The sequence below is a fragment of the Pseudarthrobacter cellobiosi genome, assembly GCF_023913815.1.
GTDB lineage: Bacteria > Actinomycetota > Actinomycetes > Actinomycetales > Micrococcaceae > Arthrobacter > Arthrobacter cellobiosi.
Genome location: NZ_JAMXBK010000027.1, coordinates 459,000 through 475,168, shown reverse-complemented (window position 1 = coordinate 475,168; position 16,169 = coordinate 459,000). Strand labels below are relative to the sequence as shown.

14 protein-coding genes are annotated in these 16,169 nt (G+C 64.5%); 11 read left to right on the top strand and 3 right to left on the bottom strand.

The window, feature by feature from the left end:
* Positions 1–69: 69 nt before the first annotated feature.
* Entirely contained in the window at positions 70–1,473 is a 1,404-nt protein-coding gene (locus NG701_RS17785) for a lytic transglycosylase domain-containing protein (protein WP_252569330.1), read from the bottom strand.
* Positions 1,474–1,713: 240 nt separating this feature from the next.
* On the opposite strand from NG701_RS17785, the gene NG701_RS17780 reads away from it, so the two are divergent.
* Positions 1,714–2,067: an Rv2175c family DNA-binding protein gene (locus tag NG701_RS17780; protein ID WP_058929391.1), complete on the top strand. Its 354-nt coding sequence runs from the start codon at positions 1,714–1,716 to the stop codon at positions 2,065–2,067.
* Positions 2,068–2,129: 62 nt separating this feature from the next.
* Here the strand turns inward: NG701_RS17780 and NG701_RS17775 are convergent, their stop codons facing one another.
* Positions 2,130–3,224, bottom strand: coding sequence for a polyprenyl synthetase family protein (locus NG701_RS17775; protein ID WP_252569328.1), 1,095 nt, complete (start codon positions 3,222–3,224; stop codon positions 2,130–2,132).
* Positions 3,221–3,748 carry a hypothetical protein gene (locus NG701_RS17770; protein WP_252569325.1) on the bottom strand — a complete coding sequence of 176 codons (528 nt, stop codon included), beginning with the start codon at positions 3,746–3,748 and terminating at the stop codon, positions 3,221–3,223. The genes NG701_RS17775 and NG701_RS17770 overlap by 4 nt, the downstream gene beginning before the upstream one ends.
* Positions 3,749–3,888: 140 nt before the next feature.
* Here NG701_RS17770 and dinB point away from each other — a divergent pair, with 140 nt between their 5' ends.
* From dinB to murD, 10 genes are all read left to right on the top strand, one after another.
* Positions 3,889–5,046 (top strand): DNA polymerase IV, encoded by a 1,158-nt coding sequence (gene dinB, locus NG701_RS17765; protein WP_256472283.1) that lies wholly within the window; start codon positions 3,889–3,891, stop codon positions 5,044–5,046.
* Positions 5,047–5,310: 264 nt separating this feature from the next.
* Positions 5,311–5,685 carry an SCO2097 family morphological protein gene (locus tag NG701_RS17760; protein ID WP_056342262.1) on the top strand — a complete coding sequence of 125 codons (375 nt, stop codon included), beginning with the start codon at positions 5,311–5,313 and terminating at the stop codon, positions 5,683–5,685.
* A gap of 464 nt (positions 5,686–6,149) precedes the next feature.
* Positions 6,150–6,578, top strand: a complete 429-nt coding sequence (mraZ, locus tag NG701_RS17755; RefSeq protein WP_058929387.1) for a division/cell wall cluster transcriptional repressor MraZ — start codon at positions 6,150–6,152, stop codon at positions 6,576–6,578.
* 167 nt (positions 6,579–6,745) lie between these two features.
* The gene (gene rsmH, locus NG701_RS17750; protein WP_252569320.1) at positions 6,746–7,738 is read left to right on the top strand and encodes a 16S rRNA (cytosine(1402)-N(4))-methyltransferase RsmH; all 993 of its coding nucleotides are present in this window, start codon (positions 6,746–6,748) and stop codon (positions 7,736–7,738) included.
* Positions 7,735–8,442 (top strand): cell division protein FtsL, encoded by a 708-nt coding sequence (gene ftsL / locus NG701_RS17745; protein WP_252569319.1) that lies wholly within the window; start codon positions 7,735–7,737, stop codon positions 8,440–8,442. The genes rsmH and ftsL overlap by 4 nt, the downstream gene beginning before the upstream one ends.
* A 61-nt stretch (positions 8,443–8,503) precedes the next feature.
* On the top strand, positions 8,504–10,300 hold the full coding sequence (locus NG701_RS17740; protein WP_252569317.1) for a peptidoglycan D,D-transpeptidase FtsI family protein: 1,797 nt from the start codon (positions 8,504–8,506) through the stop codon (positions 10,298–10,300).
* 89 nt (positions 10,301–10,389) lie between these two features.
* On the top strand, positions 10,390–12,030 hold the full coding sequence (locus tag NG701_RS17735; protein WP_374208707.1) for a UDP-N-acetylmuramoyl-L-alanyl-D-glutamate--2,6-diaminopimelate ligase: 1,641 nt from the start codon (positions 10,390–10,392) through the stop codon (positions 12,028–12,030).
* A 6-nt stretch (positions 12,031–12,036) separates the two neighbouring features.
* Positions 12,037–13,503 (top strand): UDP-N-acetylmuramoyl-tripeptide--D-alanyl-D-alanine ligase, encoded by a 1,467-nt coding sequence (locus tag NG701_RS17730; protein ID WP_252569315.1) that lies wholly within the window; start codon positions 12,037–12,039, stop codon positions 13,501–13,503.
* Positions 13,500–14,609: a phospho-N-acetylmuramoyl-pentapeptide-transferase gene (gene mraY, locus NG701_RS17725; protein ID WP_056342244.1), complete on the top strand. Its 1,110-nt coding sequence runs from the start codon at positions 13,500–13,502 to the stop codon at positions 14,607–14,609. Before NG701_RS17730 ends, mraY begins: the two co-directional genes overlap by 4 nt.
* Complete coding sequence (murD, locus tag NG701_RS17720) at positions 14,591–16,168, top strand: UDP-N-acetylmuramoyl-L-alanine--D-glutamate ligase (RefSeq protein ID WP_252569312.1); 1,578 nt, start codon at positions 14,591–14,593, stop codon at positions 16,166–16,168. Before mraY ends, murD begins: the two co-directional genes overlap by 19 nt.
* Position 16,169: the final 1 nt, after the last annotated feature.

Genomic DNA, 16,169 nt, shown 5'->3' with positions numbered 1-16,169 from the left:
GGTCCGGACCCTTATCGTTACCCCCTTGGGCCGGCTTCAGCAGGCCCGGGGAATCATGGCGCGGCGGCTTTAGCCGAAGTTCTTCTGGTGCGCCTTGATGGCAGCTACGTAGGCCTTGGTGTCGTCGTACATGCCATATTTGCTGACAGAGTACTGGCCCTGGTAGTACCCCGCAATTGCTGTGTCCAGGTCCTTGCTGGTGGCGATAAGCCGCTTGATGATCGCCACGCCGGCCGTTGCGTTGTCGTAGGGGTCCAGCAGGTTCAGCTTCCGCCCTACGAGGTCTGAGGCCCACTGCCCGGAGGACGGTATGACCTGCATGGTGCCGATCGCGTTGGCGGGTGAAACCGCACGCTGGTCAAAGCCCGACTCCTGGTGCGCGAAGGCGAGGGCCAGGGAGGGGTTAACTCCCATCTGGCGGGCCGTGTCGGCCACAATGGCGCGCATCTCGGCCCGGGACGGTACGGGAGAGGCGTTCAGCAAGGCCTTGTTCTCGTTGGCAGAGCTCACAACGGCCGCGGGGTAGGTGAACCCCAGGAAGGAGCTCGGCACCAGCGGCGCGGCGGGGGCCGCCGGGGCGACCGGGGTGGAGGAAGCGGGCTGAATGGAGGCGCCGGGAATGACCAGCTTGTTGCCGGGGTAGATGACAGTAGTCATGCTCAGCTGGTTGGCCGCCAGGATGTCCGAGAGCTTCACGCCGTGCCGGGAGGCGATCGCTGACAGGGTGTCGCCGGCCTTGATCGTGTATGAACCGCCGGGAGCAGGCGCAGCAGGAGCAGGAGCAGGCGCGGGAGCCGGCGCTGCGGGAGCGGAAGAAGGCCGGACTGCCGAAGCCGGTGCAGCCGGGGCTGCGGGAGCACCAGCGCCGACTTTGATCTTCTGGCCGGGGTAGATGATGGAGCGCATGTTCAGGCCGTTCCAGCTGAAAACGTCCGACAGGCTGACATTGTGCCGGGCCGCGATGGCGCCGAGCGTATCGCCGGACTTTACGGTGTAGCTGCCTCCGGCATTGGCCGGAGCGGCCGCGGCAGGGGCCGCAGGAGCCGGGGCGGGGGCGGAACCCGTGCCCGACAGCTTGATCTTCTGGCCGGGGTAGATGATGGTGTTCGGCTGGAGGTTGTTGAGCTTAAGGACCTCGTACGTGTCCAGCCCGAATTTGCCGGCGATTCCGCTGATGGTGTCGCCCCGGGCAATGGTGTATTCCGCGGGAGCCGCCGGCTGCATGGGCTGGAAGGCAGCCGGAATAGTAGTGGAAACCGAGGCCGCCGGGATCAGGGCAGCTTTAGGTTCGGCTGCCTGGGCCTTCATCGCGGCGGCAAGGGTTGCCGGGATAGCGCGGGCAGGGGCCTCTGCGGCAGCAGGCTGGGCGAGGGCCAACGACGACAGGACAACCGCAGGAAGCGCTGCTGTGGTGACAGCAATCATGGGCAGGCTCTGCCTGGAAGGCTGCTTTGGCGAGCGGGACGTCGTCATGGAAAGAATCCTCTTCTTCAACTGCCGGGGGCGGGAGATGCGATGTGACTATTGATACTAGTGTTACTTAAGTTATTGATGTTTCAAATGTGATCTATGTGAATCTCTCACGAAAGTTCGCTTAGCACAAGAATTCCGCCCCACGCAGAATGAAGAGTTTTATGGAGTGTCGCGTGATTCGCGGCAGTGGCGGCCAATCCCGACTAGGCGGCAGGGCTCCGGCCGTGGCAACCTTGATCCGTGAGTAACGTAGAAAGCCTTGTGGGCGAGTGGCTGCCCCTGCCGGATGTCGCGCAGTTGTTGGACGTTTCGATTACGAGAGTCCATGGCCTTATTGATGAACGCGCTTTGGCGGCCCTGCGGGTCGGGGAGCGCCGGATACGTTCAGTTCCGGCCGCGTTTATCCTGGACGGCCAGGTTGTCGACAGCCTCAAAGGGACCATTGTGGTCCTGGCGGACGCCGGCTATTCCGATGAGGACCTCATCGTCTGGCTGTTTACCCCCGACGAGTCGCTCCGCGGCCGGCCGATTGATGCATTGCGGGAAGGCCGCAAGACGGAAATCAGGCGCCGGGCCCAGACCCTGGCCTGGTAAGCAGCACAAGGGCCCGGAAGGCGCCGGGCCCGCGGACGTGGCCAAGACGACGGGCGCCAACGTCAGGATGCGCGGCTGACCGTCGCTTCCGCCAGCTTCCGCAGGGCGGTCTTGGGCAGTTCTTCCAGCGGTAGCTGTTCCAGCGCATCATACGCCGCGGCGCCAAATTCGTTGATCAGCACTTCAGTGGCCTGAAGCGCCCCCGACTGTTCGATGATCCGGCGGATCTCGGCCACATCGGCGTCGCCCAGGTCAGGGCTGCCCAGCTTCGCATCGATAAACGCCGATTCTGCGGTAGATGCCTGGCCCAGCGCGAGGGCAATGAGTACGGTCCGCTTGCCTTCGCGGAGATCGTCACCTGCCGGCTTGCCCGTAGTGACAGGGTCCCCAAAGACGCCCAGGACGTCGTCGCGCAGTTGGAACGCCTCGCCCAGCGGCAACGCGAAGGCCGAGTAGCCCCGGAGCAACTCGTCCGGCGCGTCCGCCAAGGCGCCGCCAAGCGCCAGCGGGTGCTCAGTTGAATATTTGGCGGACTTGAACCTGATGATGGACTGTGCCCGCGTCACTGCTCCGGCCCGGTCCCGGACAGGACCGGCCACTTCCTCCAGGATGTCAAGATACTGCCCCGCCATCACCTCGGCACGCATGAGGTTGAAGATCAGCCGAGCCCTGCTGCCTGCAGCCGCCTGTGCGCCGATGTCCGTGAAGGCCTCCTCGCTGAACGAGAGGCAAAGATCCCCGGTGAGGATCGCGGCTGCATGCCCAAACCGCTCGCTGTCCAGCGCCCAGCCCTGCGCGTGGTGCAGCTGGCTGAAGCGGCGATGCACGCTGGGGCCGCCCCGCCGCGTGTCCGAGCGGTCAATGATGTCGTCATGGATCAGGGCAGCTGCCTGGAAAAGCTCCAGGGCCGATCCCGCCGTCACGATTTCCTGGGCCGACGGCTCGCCGCCCGCGCCGCGCCACCCCCAATAACACATAAGCGCGCGGAGCCTTTTGCCGCCGGTCACCAGGTTGGAAATGGAACCCATAATGGGATCGATATCGGGTGAAATGGCGGCCATCAGGGATTGCCGCGTGGTGAGGAAGTCTGTCAGCTCACCGGCAACGGCGGCGACGAATTCAGTCTGCTCAATCCTTAACTGCTCCGAAACGCTCACTTGGCTGACTCAGCAGCCACGTTGGCGCCGATGGTGAACGTCGAGACACCGGCCGCTTCCACGGCGGCGATGTTGACCGTCTCGGACTCGTTCCGGACGAAATCCTTGGAAGCAACGGCGCCCACAGCGTCGCCGGGGACGGCTTTGAATCCCTGCCCCTCCAGGTGCTTGGTGTAGAAATCCACGACGGCGGCAGTCGGGGCGTTGATGCTGGCCACGAGTGCCGCGGTGGCGGGCGTTGATGTCTTGTCAAAGCTGCTCGAAACCACCGTGGCGCCGGGCATCAGGGGAAGCAGCGTTTCCGGGAACCCTGCAACGATTGTCCCCACAGTGGCGGACGTTCCGGGCGACGCCGTCGGACTGGCGGAGGCGGTAATGCTGGCGCTGTCCGACGCTGGTGCGGATGTAAATGAGGAGGATGACGTCACTCCGGGCTCCGCGGGGCTGCAGGCGGCGAGGGCCAGTATTGCGCCCGCGGCCAGTGCCGCTAATCCTGTTGGCTTAAGACTTCTCATGACGGTCACAGGGACTGTCCTCCTGGTGTTGATGCCGGATTCAGCCTCCAGTTTAGTCAGTACCAACCGATACAATTGCCGGTGTGGGGCCTGAGCGGAACAACCAGTACACCGAAGCGGGTCTTCGTGAGCTCCGGCGTAACTGCATCATGCACGTGGACATGGACGCCTTCTTCGTCTCCGTGGAGCTTCGCACGCGGCCGGAACTCCGCGGCAAACCGGTAATCGTTGGATTTCCCGCGGACCGCTCCGTGGTCCTCTCGGCGTCGTATGAAGCACGCGCGTTCGGGGTGAAGTCCGCCATGCCCATGGTGGTCGCCGCCAGGATGTGCCCCAAATCGGTCATCATTGAACCGCGCCACAAGCTGTACTACGAGGTTTCCGCCCAGCTGATGGAAATCTTCGAGTCCATCACCGATCTGGTGGAACCGCTGAGCGTGGACGAAGCCTTCCTGGACGTCGGCGGCGCCATCCGCCGGTTGGGACCCCCACGCGTCATCGGTGAATTGATCCGACGCCGGGTGGCTGCCGAACTGGGCATTACGGCCTCCGTGGGCATTGCAGCCAGTAAGTTCGTAGCCAAGATTGCTTCCACGCGTTGCAAGCCGGACGGGCTGTTGCTGATTGGACCCGACGAGACAGTGCCCTACCTCCACAGCCTGCCCGTCGGGGCCTTGTGGGGAATCGGCGCGAAGACTACGGAGGTCCTTGCCCGGATGGGCATCCGGACGGTGGCGGACGTGGCGGCCACGCCGGTGTCCTCCCTGAAGAAAATGCTGGGTGCCACGGGTGAGCACGTGTACCGGTTGTCGTGGGGGATCGATCCGCGGCCCGTGACCCCCGTGAGGCTCGAGAAGAGCATCGGGGCTGAGGAGACGTTCGCCGTGGACACAGGCGATGACGGGCTGATCGCCCGGGAATTGCTGCGGCTTTCCCACCGGACGGCAGGACGGCTGCGGAGTTCGGGGATGGTGGCACGGACGGTGGCGTTGAAGCTCCGCTACGCCGACTTTTCCACCATCACCAGGAGCCGCACTGTGCACACACCCGTGGACAGCGCCCAGCTGATTTATGCCGTGGCCATCCAGCTCCTGGAATCATTGGGGAGCCGTCCCATGACAGTGCGGCTTGTTGGCATCCGGGCCGAGCAGCTCGAAGCCACCGCCCACACGTCCCTTCAGCTGAGCCTTGACCGCCGGGATGACAACTGGCGGGCAGCAGAACAGGCCCTGGACGAGGTCAGCCGAAAATTCGGAAGCAAATCCGTCCTCCCCGCCAGTCTGCTGGATTCCGGAAACGGGTCTTAGCAGGGCGCCGGCACCTTTCCTGCGAGTTTCAGGGAGGTGATGGCCGTCTTTCAGAACGGCCCCTGACAAACTATCCTTATATGTACATAGTTTTCAGTTATTGCCGGACTTCTTGGACATGCTGCAGTTCCAATGGCCCGCATGCCGGTGTTCGCCTTCCGCCATCGTCGGCGGGGCGGGAACCTCCCGGGCATGTCGGTCGTTATCGGAGCAGTAGTACGGGATGGGACCAGCCCGGACGTTGGCCTACTTAAGGAGGTCGTGATGCCGCTCTCGGAGCACGAACAGAAGCTGCTGGAGCAGCTGGAGAAGCAGCTGCACGAGGACGATCCGAAGTTCGCGAATTCCATGGGTTCGGACCCTGGACGAACGTGGTCCACCCGTCACATCGTGATTGGGGTGCTCTGCGCCCTCGCGGGGATCGCCCTGCTCCTGGTCGGCGTTACAGTCCAGAACATCTTCGTCGGTGTCCTGGGCTTCGTGGTTATGGGCGCGGGTGTGTACTTCGCCACAATGCGTAACGCGTCCGGCGGCAAGCAGCGCTCCGCACCTGGCACTGGTAAGTCCGGGAAGCCCCGGAGTTCCTTTATGTCCAGCCTGGAAGAACGCTGGGACGAGCGTCGCCGCGACGAATCCTAAGGCAGCGCCAGCAGGAACGGTTCCACGGCGATAGGCCGTGCCGTCCTCCATTTCCCTCCCCTCGGTCAGGATGACCGCAGCAGAAGACCCGCCCCGGCGGGTCTTCTGCTTTTAACCCGGAGGCAGGTAGCGCTAGGGGTCTGTTTGAGCGCTCAAACCGGCACCTACTCCTACGTGGTTGGGGAGCCCGGGGACCGCGGATCCGCCGCCGGCATCAGATGAGAGCCCGACGGCGGCCTGGCACCGCCGTCGGGCAGTTATGGTTTGCGCCGAAACGGCGCCGGGCCCTCCACTTCCATCCACCGCCTGCTCCCGCGCCATTTGGGGGACGAAGGCCTGAAATGGGGGAATATTGGCCTGATTTGCGTTGACTGTGGTGGAAAGTGGAGTAATGTGGAGGACATAAGAGGGTAGTTGCAACACAGGGGATGTGCAGTTCCTGACGGCAGACAGGCGGTGGGCCAGTGTTTCTGGGCACACACTCGCCACGTCTGGACGAAAAGGGCCGAATTATCCTCCCTGCGAAGTTCCGTGAGGAGCTTGCCAGCGGGCTTGTTCTCACCAGGGGACAGGAACGGTGCATCTACGTCTTCAGTGAGCAGGAATTTGCACGTGTCCACGAGCAAATGCGGGAGGCGCCCATTTCCTCCAAGCAGGCCCGGGACTACATCCGCGTCTTTCTCTCTGGAGCCTCGGACGAGGTACCTGACAAGCAGGGGCGCATAACCATTCCGGCTGCGCTCCGGGAGTACGCAGGCCTCGGCAGGGAACTGGCCGTTATCGGTGCAGGAACCCGGGCCGAGATCTGGGATGCCCAGGCCTGGAACGAGTACCTCGCGGAGAAGGAAACCGCCTTCTCCGAAACCGACGATGCCATTCCGGGGATCCTGTGATCACCTGAACGGCCCGGCGGACGCTTCTTGAACGAGATCTCCAGCCGCCCATCGGACAGTCAACCTGGCTCACTTCCCCGGAGCCAGGCCGGCAGGTCGATAGGCGCGGATGGGGATCTGGCTCAAGAAGCAGCACACCAGCACCCACGGCAGGAAAGGACGAAGGCATGAACGATGACCCGAAGCCAACGTCCGAACGCCATGTGCCGGTCCTCAAGGACCGGTGCATCAATTTGTTGGCCCCCGGCTTCGAAGCTGCCCGCCTCCGAGGTGAAACCCCCATCGCGATTGATGCGACCCTCGGCATGGGCGGCCACTCCGAAGCTATGCTGGAGCGTTTCCCGGATCTGCACCTGATCGGCATCGACCGTGATGAGGAAGCCCTGGCACTGGCCGGGGAGCGGCTGGCGCCTTTCGCTTCCCGGACTGACCTGGTCCACGCCGTCTACGACGAAATCGCCGACGTCCTCGAAGACCTGGGCGTGGCACAGGTTCATGGCATCCTGATGGACCTGGGCGTTTCATCCCTGCAGCTGGACGAGCGTGAGCGAGGCTTCGCCTATTCCTTTGACGCTCCGCTGGACATGCGGATGGACACCAGCCGCGGGCAGACCGCAGCAGATGTGGTCAACAACTACAGCGAAGAGGATCTCGTCAGGATCATCCGGAAGTGGGGCGAGGAGAAGTTCGCCGGCCGGATCGCCAACAGGATTGTCGCGGCGAGGACAGTTAAGCCTTTCGCCACCACCGGGGAACTCGTGGAACAGATCCGCTCCGTGGTGCCGGCGGCAGCCGCCAAATCGGGCGGCCACCCGGCCAAACGGACGTTCCAGGCACTGCGCATTGAAGTGAACGAGGAACTCGACGTGCTCGAGCGCGCTGTTCCTGCCGCCGTGGCAGCAACGGCCCTGGGCGGACGCATTGTGGTGATGTCTTACCATTCCCTCGAGGACAAAATCGTCAAATCAGTTTTCCAGGCTGGCTCCAAATCCTCCGCGCCGCTCGGATTTCCGGTGGAGCTTGAGGAACACAAGGCCTTCCTCAAAACCCTGACCAAGGGCACCGAGGTACCCACCGCCGTCGAGATTGCAGAAAATCCGCGCGCGGCCTCCGCCAGGCTGCGGGCCGTGGAACGTATCAGAGCCAGGAGAGACGCATGAGCACTGCCGCCGTCAAGAACTTTCCGGTCGTCTCCGGCAGCAGCGCCCCGGCGATCAGGTCGCTTCCCTCTGGCCCCGGCCGCAGGGAACGCACACCCCTGTCTGTGGTGCGTTCCGCCCCCAAGAAGCGCCGTGCGCCGTTTGTGGTGATGTGTTTCGCCCTGCTCGCTGTTGCGCTCGTAGCCGTGCTGGTCCTGAACATCTCAGTTTCTACCTCCCAGTACCAGCTCGTGGAACTGAGGGGTAAGCAAAGCACGCTGACCAAGCAGAACCAGGACCTGACACAGCAGGTCCAGAACTTCGAGGCGCCCCAGAACCTGGCGGCAAAGGCCTCAGACCTGGGCATGGTGGCTTCGACCGTCAAAGGCCAGATCGACCTCTCCACCCTTGCCGTCACGGGCAAGGCAACTCCGGCGGTGAAGGGTGGCGCGGCTGGATCGGTTATCCCTGCTCCAGCCGTAGAGGGAGTGCTCACCGTGGTTCCCCCGGCAACGAAGTGGGAGCCGCTGACGAACCGTAAACCGGCTGCCGAGAAACCGGCCCCTGCTGCGGCCCCTGCTGCGGCCCCTGCACCGGCCCCGGCAGCGGCACCTGCCGCTGCAGCACCGCCGGCTGAAGCGCCCGCACCACCGGCACGTGCCGTGGAGCTCCACGGCGGTTCGGTTCCAGCACCCGAACAGAAGGTGCCCGGGTCTAACCGGTAGCCGCTGAAGGGTAGCCAGTCAGGTAATAAACAGGCAACAGGCGAGCAGCAAGGGAATCACGGTGGCGCAGAGGACCGGCAAGGCAAAAAGCGGCAAGGCCCCTAACGCCACCAAGCGGCTGCGCCTCGGCCTGGGCATTATGCTGACGCTGCTATTAGTGGTGGGCGGCAAGCTCTTTTTCGTCCAAGGGCTCGACGTCGGCGGGATGGCCGCAGCTGCGCTCGATTACCGGATGCGCGAGACTTCCCTCCCCGCCGAACGCGGCAGCATCCTTGGCGCCAACGGGACGGTCCTGGCCAACAGTGTGATCCGCTACAACGTTGTGGTGGACCAAACCACCAACACCAAGACAGAGAAGTTCTGGCGCCTGGAGGAGGGCGTGGACAAACTTGTTGAAGTCAGCCGGGACCAGGGCATCAGCGAGCTCGCGGCTGTCCTGGGCATGGACGCTGACGAACTCAGGAACGCCGTGACGGGCGAATCGAAGTACCACATCGTCGCTAAGGACCTGAAGCCGGACGTTGAGCTCAGGGTCTCGGATCTCAGTATTCCCGGCATCGTCACTGAGGGCGTCAGCAAACGCGTGTACCCCAACGGTTCCGTGGCCGGCGGTATTATCGGCTTCCTCCAGGATGGCAACACGGGCCAGGCGGGGATCGAGCAGACGCAGGATGGGCTGCTGCGCGGGAAGGACGGCAAGCGGCTCTTCGAGATCGGTGCCGACGGTCTCCGGATTCCGGTCGGCGTGGATGAGCTGACACCGCCGGAGGACGGCAAGGACGTCAAGCTCACGCTCAATTCCGATCTCCAGTATTTCGCCCAGCAGGCCATTCAGAGCCAGTCAGACAAACAGGGCGCCGAGTGGGGTGTCATCACCGTGATGGATGCCAAGACCGGTGACATTGTCGCGATGGCGGACACTAATGCCCCGGATCCGAACGATCCCGGGCGGGTAGCCGCCAAGGACCGCGGCGTGCGCTCCGTGACCGCAGCGTATGAGCCAGGCTCGGTACAGAAGATGATCACGGCCGCGGCCCTGATTGAAGAAGGAAAATCCAGCCCCCTGGATACCTTCACACTCGGACCGTCGTACACCGTGGACGGCCAGACCTTCACAGACGCCTTTACCCATGGCACCGAAGAGCGCACGCTCGCCGGCATCCTGGGTTGGTCAATGAACACCGGCACCGTGGCGGCCGGGTCGCGGCTGACCAAGGAACAACGGTACGAGTGGCTTAAGAAATTCGGCATCGGCGAAGCCCCGGACATTGGATTGCCGGCTACGGCCTCCGGCATTCTCACACCGGCGGACCAGTGGGACGGCCGCCAGGAATACACGGTGCTGTTCGGCCAGGGCGTATCGCAGTCCACCCTGCAGACAGTCCGAGCCTTCCAGACGATCGCCAACAACGGTGTGATGCTCCAGCCGCGCCTGATTGACGCGTACGTTTCACCGGACGGAACAGAGGAGAAAGTCGCCCCGCAGCCTTCCCGCCAGGTGGTGTCGGACGGCACCGCGCAGCAGGTCCAGGACATCCTGGAAAGCGCGGTGACCGAAGGCCAGATCAAGGACGCCGCGATCGACGGATACCGGGTGGGGGCAAAAACCGGAACCTCTGAATCGCCGTGCGACGACGGGAAGTCAGGGTTCTGCGGCTTCACCGCTTCAATTGTGGGGATGGCGCCGATGGATGATCCCCGGTTTATTGTTGAGGTGGTGCTGCAGCGTCCCAAGGGCAATATCTACGGCATTACGCAGGGGCCCGTGTTCCGTTCGGTCATGAGCCAGGCGCTGCGCACTTACAACGTGCAGCCGTCCACGGGCGAACCGGCCAGGCTGCCGCAGTACGCCAAGTAGCATCAAACCAGGCAGCAGTTCCCTTAACGCCCGCAGCGGAAGCAGTCTCCCGCGGGCATGATCCACTAGCACCACCATCGGAGATTTCCTTGTCAGAGCAGAAGGCATCAGCTAGCAAGGCGGGGCCGGCAGGGGAACCGGCCGCCGCGCGGTTCAGGCCTACGGCAGTTGCTGCGGTCCGTCTGGACACGATCGGCGACGCAATCGGGGTGCAGGTCCCGGGTGCCTCCGCTGCCATCAGCGTCACGGGAATTTCACTGAATTCGCGAACAGTGGAACAGGGCGACCTGTATGTGGCGCTGCCGGGTGCTTCCCGCCATGGAGCTGACTTCGTGTCGCAGGCGGTCGGCAGGGGAGCGGTGGCAGTACTGACCGACGACGCCGGCGCACGCCTTCTCGCGCTGTCCGCGGACACCGCCGTCCCCGTCCTGGTGGTGGACGGACCGCGCAACGTGGTGGGGCCGCTGTCCGCCATGATCTACCAGAGCCAGCCAACAGCTGGGCGGACGCCGCGCTTGTATGGTGTGACGGGAACCAACGGCAAGACCACCACCACGTACTTCATCAACGCCTTGCTCCGTGCGCTCGGGCAGCAGACGGGCCTGATCGGAACCATCGAAATCGTGGCCGGCGGAGAACCGGTTCCCAGCCTCTTGACCACACCTGAGTCACCGGATCTCCACGGCTTGCTCGCCCTCATGCGGGAACGGGGACTGGACGCCGCGTCCATGGAAGTCTCCTCCCACGCCGTGTCCTTCCAGCGGGTGGACGGTGTGCTCTTCGATATCGCCGGTTTCACGAACCTGACGCAGGACCATCTGGACCTGCACGGCACCATGGAGGACTACTTCGCCGCAAAGGCGGAGCTGTTCTCGCCGGGCCGTGCCCGCAGGGCTGTGGTGACGGTCGACGACGAATGGGGCCGCCGGCTTGCCGCCACGGCACGGATCCCGGTCACCACCCTCTCGATGACACCCGGTGGAGCTCCCAGCGACTGGACCGTTACGGCCACCCATGCGCGCGGATTGGGAACCGACTTCAGCCTGCGGGGACCCGACGGCGTTAACCTCAACGTCCACACCGGCCTGCCGGGCACTTTCAACGTGGCCAACGCCGCGCTGGCCACGGTAATGGTCATGGCCAGCGGAATGGACGCCGCCACCGTGCAGGCCGCCCTGGACCACCAGGACCCCTTCACCGTGGCTGTACCGGGACGGATGCAGCTCGTCTCTGAAGAACCGGCGGCCGTAGTGGACTTCGCCCACAACACTGATGCCCTGGCACGCGCACTGGAAGCGGTCAGGGCACCGCTGCCCGGCTCCCGGGTGATCGTGGTTTTCGGAGCCACCGGACAGCGCGACCAGGGCAAGCGGCCCGCCATGGGAGCCGTTGCCGCAAAGATGGCCGACATCGTCATCGTCACGGATGACGACCCCCACGACGAGGACCCTGCGGCCATCAGGGCAGATGTGCTGGCGGGCGCGCGGTCAGCGCGCGAACAGGAATCGCCAGGGTGTGTCATCGAAGAGGTTTATCCCCGCGGCGCCGCCATCCGGCGCGCCGTAGAACTGGCCGGTCCAAGCGACACCATCCTGGTGGCGGGCCGGGGACATGAGGTCTGGCAGGAAGTCAAGGGCGTCAATCTTGCACTGGACGACCGGGTGGAACTGCGGAACGCCTTGACAGCCAGGGGATTCACCGTTCTCCGAGACGACCGGATAGAGTCCTAGACCGAGATGATTGCACTTACTGCGGCGGAAATCGCCGATATCACACACGGCCGCCTGGACGCCGATCCGGGGATCACGCCCCTTTCGGTGGTCACTGATTCGCGGGAGGCTGCCGCTGGGTCGCTGTACGTGGCGAAACCTGGCGAGCATTCCGATGGCCACGACTTCGTTGCCGCCGCCTTCAGCCGCGGTGCGGTGCTGGTTCTCGCTGAGCGCCCCGTGACGGGGCCGGACGGCGTTAACTATCCGGCTGTCCTGGTTGAGGATGCCGTGCTGGCCATGGGCGCGCTGGCGGCCGAAGCGGTCCGTCGGATCCGCCTGGCCCGGTCTGCTGCAGGCGACGCCCTGACCGTCATCGGGATCACCGGTTCCGCCGGGAAGACCACCACCAAGGACCTCCTCGCCGGCATCCTCACCCAGCAGGCCGCCACCGTTGCCCCGCAGGGGTCCTACAACGGCGAGGTGGGCGTGCCGCTCACCGTCTTCCGAGCCGACACCCAAACGCGCTACCTGGTGATCGAGATGGGTGCCACTGGCATCGGGCACATCCGATACCTGGCCGACATGGTGAAGCCTGACATCGGCGTCGTCCTCGGCATCGGCACTGCTCACGCCGGGGAGTTCGGCGGCGTGGAAAACATTGCCCAGGCCAAGGGCGAACTGGTGGAGGCCCTCGCCGCCAGCGGCACCGCCGTCATCAACCTCGACGACGACCGCGTCGCTGCCATGCGCAGCCGCACCGGCGCCACCGTGCTGGGCTTCTCGGCCGAAGGACGCCCTGACGCGACCGTTCGGGCCGAGAATCCAGACACAAACGCTGAGGGCAACCCGGAATTCGGGCTCGTCCTGCCCGGCGCCGAATCAGGCCTGCACGTCAGCAGCCGCCTCATCGGTGCCCACCACACCGGCAACCTCCTCGCCGCAGCAGCGGCCGCGTACGCGGCCGGGGTATCCGGCAAGGACATCGCCGCATCGCTGAGCACACAGTCAGCAGCAAGCCGTTGGCGCATGGAACGCACCGAACGTGCTGACGGCGTGACCATCATCAACGACGCCTACAATGCCAACCCGGAGTCCATGCGGGCGGCCCTGCGCACCCTGGCCGACCTGGGCCGCGGACGGCGCACCTGGGCCGTCCTGGGCGCCATGCTGGAACTGGGACCCGATTCAATCCGTGAACACACCGTTGTGGGCACCCAGGTGGTCCGCCTGAACATTTCCCGGCTGGTCGTCGTCGGCCGCGAAGCCCGCGCACTTTACGTTTCCGCCGTCCAGGAGGGTTCCTGGGGCGACGAATGCGTCTTTGCCGAAACCGCCGAGGACGCCTATGCGCTTCTGAACGCCGAGCTTGAGCCCGGCGACCTGGTGCTTTTCAAGTCGTCCAACAGCGTTGGACTGCGGCATCTGGGCGATCGGATAGCATTACCCCCACAATCCACGGAACCCACCGACGAAGGGAGCGAGCTGCTGTGATTGCACTACTTATCGGCGCAGGACTTGCCCTGCTGTTTGCCTTGGTGGGAACGCCGCTGTTTATCCGCTTGCTTGTCCGCAAGAGCTACGGCCAATTCATCCGTGATGACGGACCCACGTCCCACCACACCAAACGCGGTACGCCCACCATGGGCGGCACCGTGGTGGTGGGCGCGGTCCTGCTCAGCTACGGACTGACCCACCTGATTATGTGGATGATGAACCCGGACTCGGCGGGCCCCTCCGCCTCGGCCCTGATCCTGCTCTTCCTGATGGTCGGCATGGGGCTGGTGGGCTTCCTGGACGATTTCATCAAGATCTCCCGCCAGCGGAGCCTGGGACTGGACGCGAAGGCCAAGCTCATCCTCCAGGCCGCGGTAGGCATAGCCTTCGCCATCCTGGCACTGAACTTTCCCGACCCGGACGGCCTCACGCCGGCCTCGACCAAAATCTCCCTGGTCCGCGACATTCCCTGGCTGGACCTGGCCTTCGCCGGCACGGTGGTCGGCGCAATCCTCTTTGTCCTGTGGTCCAACCTGATCGTCACGGCGGCAACCAACGGCGTGAACCTGACGGACGGCCTGGACGGTCTCGCTGCCGGCGCCTCGGTCATGGTCTTCGGTGCCTACACGCTGATGGGCATCTGGCAGAACAACCAGGCCTGCGGGTCACCGCGGGAAGCTGGCAGCGGCTGCTACTCCGTCCGCGACCCCCTGGACCTAGCGCTCCTGGCAGCCATTCTGAGCGCCGCCCTCGTGGGGTTCCTCTGGTGGAACACCTCCCCGGCCAAGATCTTTATGGGTGACACCGGGTCATTGGCCATCGGCGGCGCAATCGCCGGCTTCGCCATCCTGTCGCGGACGGAACTGCTGCTGGGAATCATCGGCGGCCTGTTCGTCCTCATTACCCTGTCCGTGATCATCCAGGTGGGCTACTTCAAGGCCACCGGCGGTAAACGCGTCTTCAAGATGGCGCCGCTGCAACATCACTTCGAACTCAAGGGCTGGGCAGAAGTCACGGTGGTGGTCCGGTTCTGGATCCTGGGCGGGCTCTTTGTGGCCGTGGGCCTGGGTGTTTTCTACGCTGAATGGGTTGTGCTCCTGTGACTGTTTCTCCCCGCCTGCAAAACCTGGTCAGTTGGGACTCTGATTGGGCGGGACTGCGCGTTGCAGTTACCGGCATCGGAGTGTCCGGGTTCGCCGCGGCAGATACCCTCATCGAACTCGGTGCCCGGGTGGTGGTGGTTGACGCCGCCACGTCCGGGACAGCCAAGGCACAGGCCGACACCCTGAAGATCGTCGGCGCCGTGAACGTGCTCCTGGGCGAGGAAGCCGTCAACAGGATCCCCAAGATCGATGGCAGCTTCCCCGAACTTATCGTGACCTCCCCGGGTTGGCGGCCTGACCAGGCGCTCCTAGCGGCCGCTGCACGCGCCCACATTCCGGTCTGGGGCGACGTCGAGCTTGCCTGGCGCCTGCGGGTCCGGGACGGGCACAAAACCGCTGACTGGCTGACCATCACCGGGACCAACGGCAAAACCACCACGGTGGGCCTGACAGCGTCGATGCTGCAGGCCGCCGGACTGAAGGCAATCGCGGTCGGCAACGTGGGAACCCCCATCCTGGACGCCCTCCGCGACCCCGTGGAGTACGACGTCTTCGCCGTTGAACTTTCCAGCTTCCAGCTGCACTGGGCTGAATCGCTTTCGCCGGTGGCCAGCGTCTGCCTGAACGTGGCTGAGGACCACGTTGACTGGCACGGTTCCTACAACTCTTACCTCGCGGACAAAGCCAAGGTCTACGCACGGACCCAGAAGGCCTGCATCTTCAACGCGGAGCAAATCGAGACCGAACGGATGGTTGAGGACGCCGACGTTGTGGAGGGCTGCCGGGCCGTCGGCTTCACCACACTAACGCCGGCCATCAGCATGCTCGGCGTCGTGGAGGGCCTGCTCGTCGACCGCGCGTTTATCGAGGAACGCAGGGACAGCGCCGCCGAGCTGGCCTCGATGACCGACCTGGGGCAGTTTGCGCCCCGGCACATGGTGGCCAACGCCCTTGCGGCTGCAGCCCTCGTCCGGGCCTACGGTGTGGATGCGAAGGCCGTGCGCCAGGGCATCCAGGATTACGTGCCAGGCAACCATCGCATCCAGCCGGTCGCCAAGGAGAACGGCGTGCTCTGGGTCAACGATTCCAAGGCCACCAACCCGCACGCAGCAGCCGCGTCACTGGCCACCTTTGAAAACGTCATCTGGATCGCGGGCGGCCTGTCCAAGGGCGTCAGCTACGACCACCTGGTCCGGGACCACGCCGCCCGGCTCAAGGCTGTGGTACTCATCGGTACGGACACCGCCGCGCTTGCGGACGCCCTGCAGCGACACGCGCCGGATGTCCCCGTGATCATGCCGGCGCCGGGCGACACTGAAAATATGCAGACTGCCGTAACGGGCGGAGCCACCACGGACAGCTCGCCGGATTCCGGTGCGGCCGTGATGTTCCGGGCCGTTGCGTCAGCAGCGCAGCTGGCGGCATCAGGCGACACTGTGCTGATGGCCCCGGCAGCTGCTTCTATGGATCAGTTCTCTTCCTATGCTCACCGCGGCGACGCCTTTATTGAAGCTGTCCGCGAGCTGGTGGAAGGGCAGGCCCAGACCAGCGAGGAGTAAC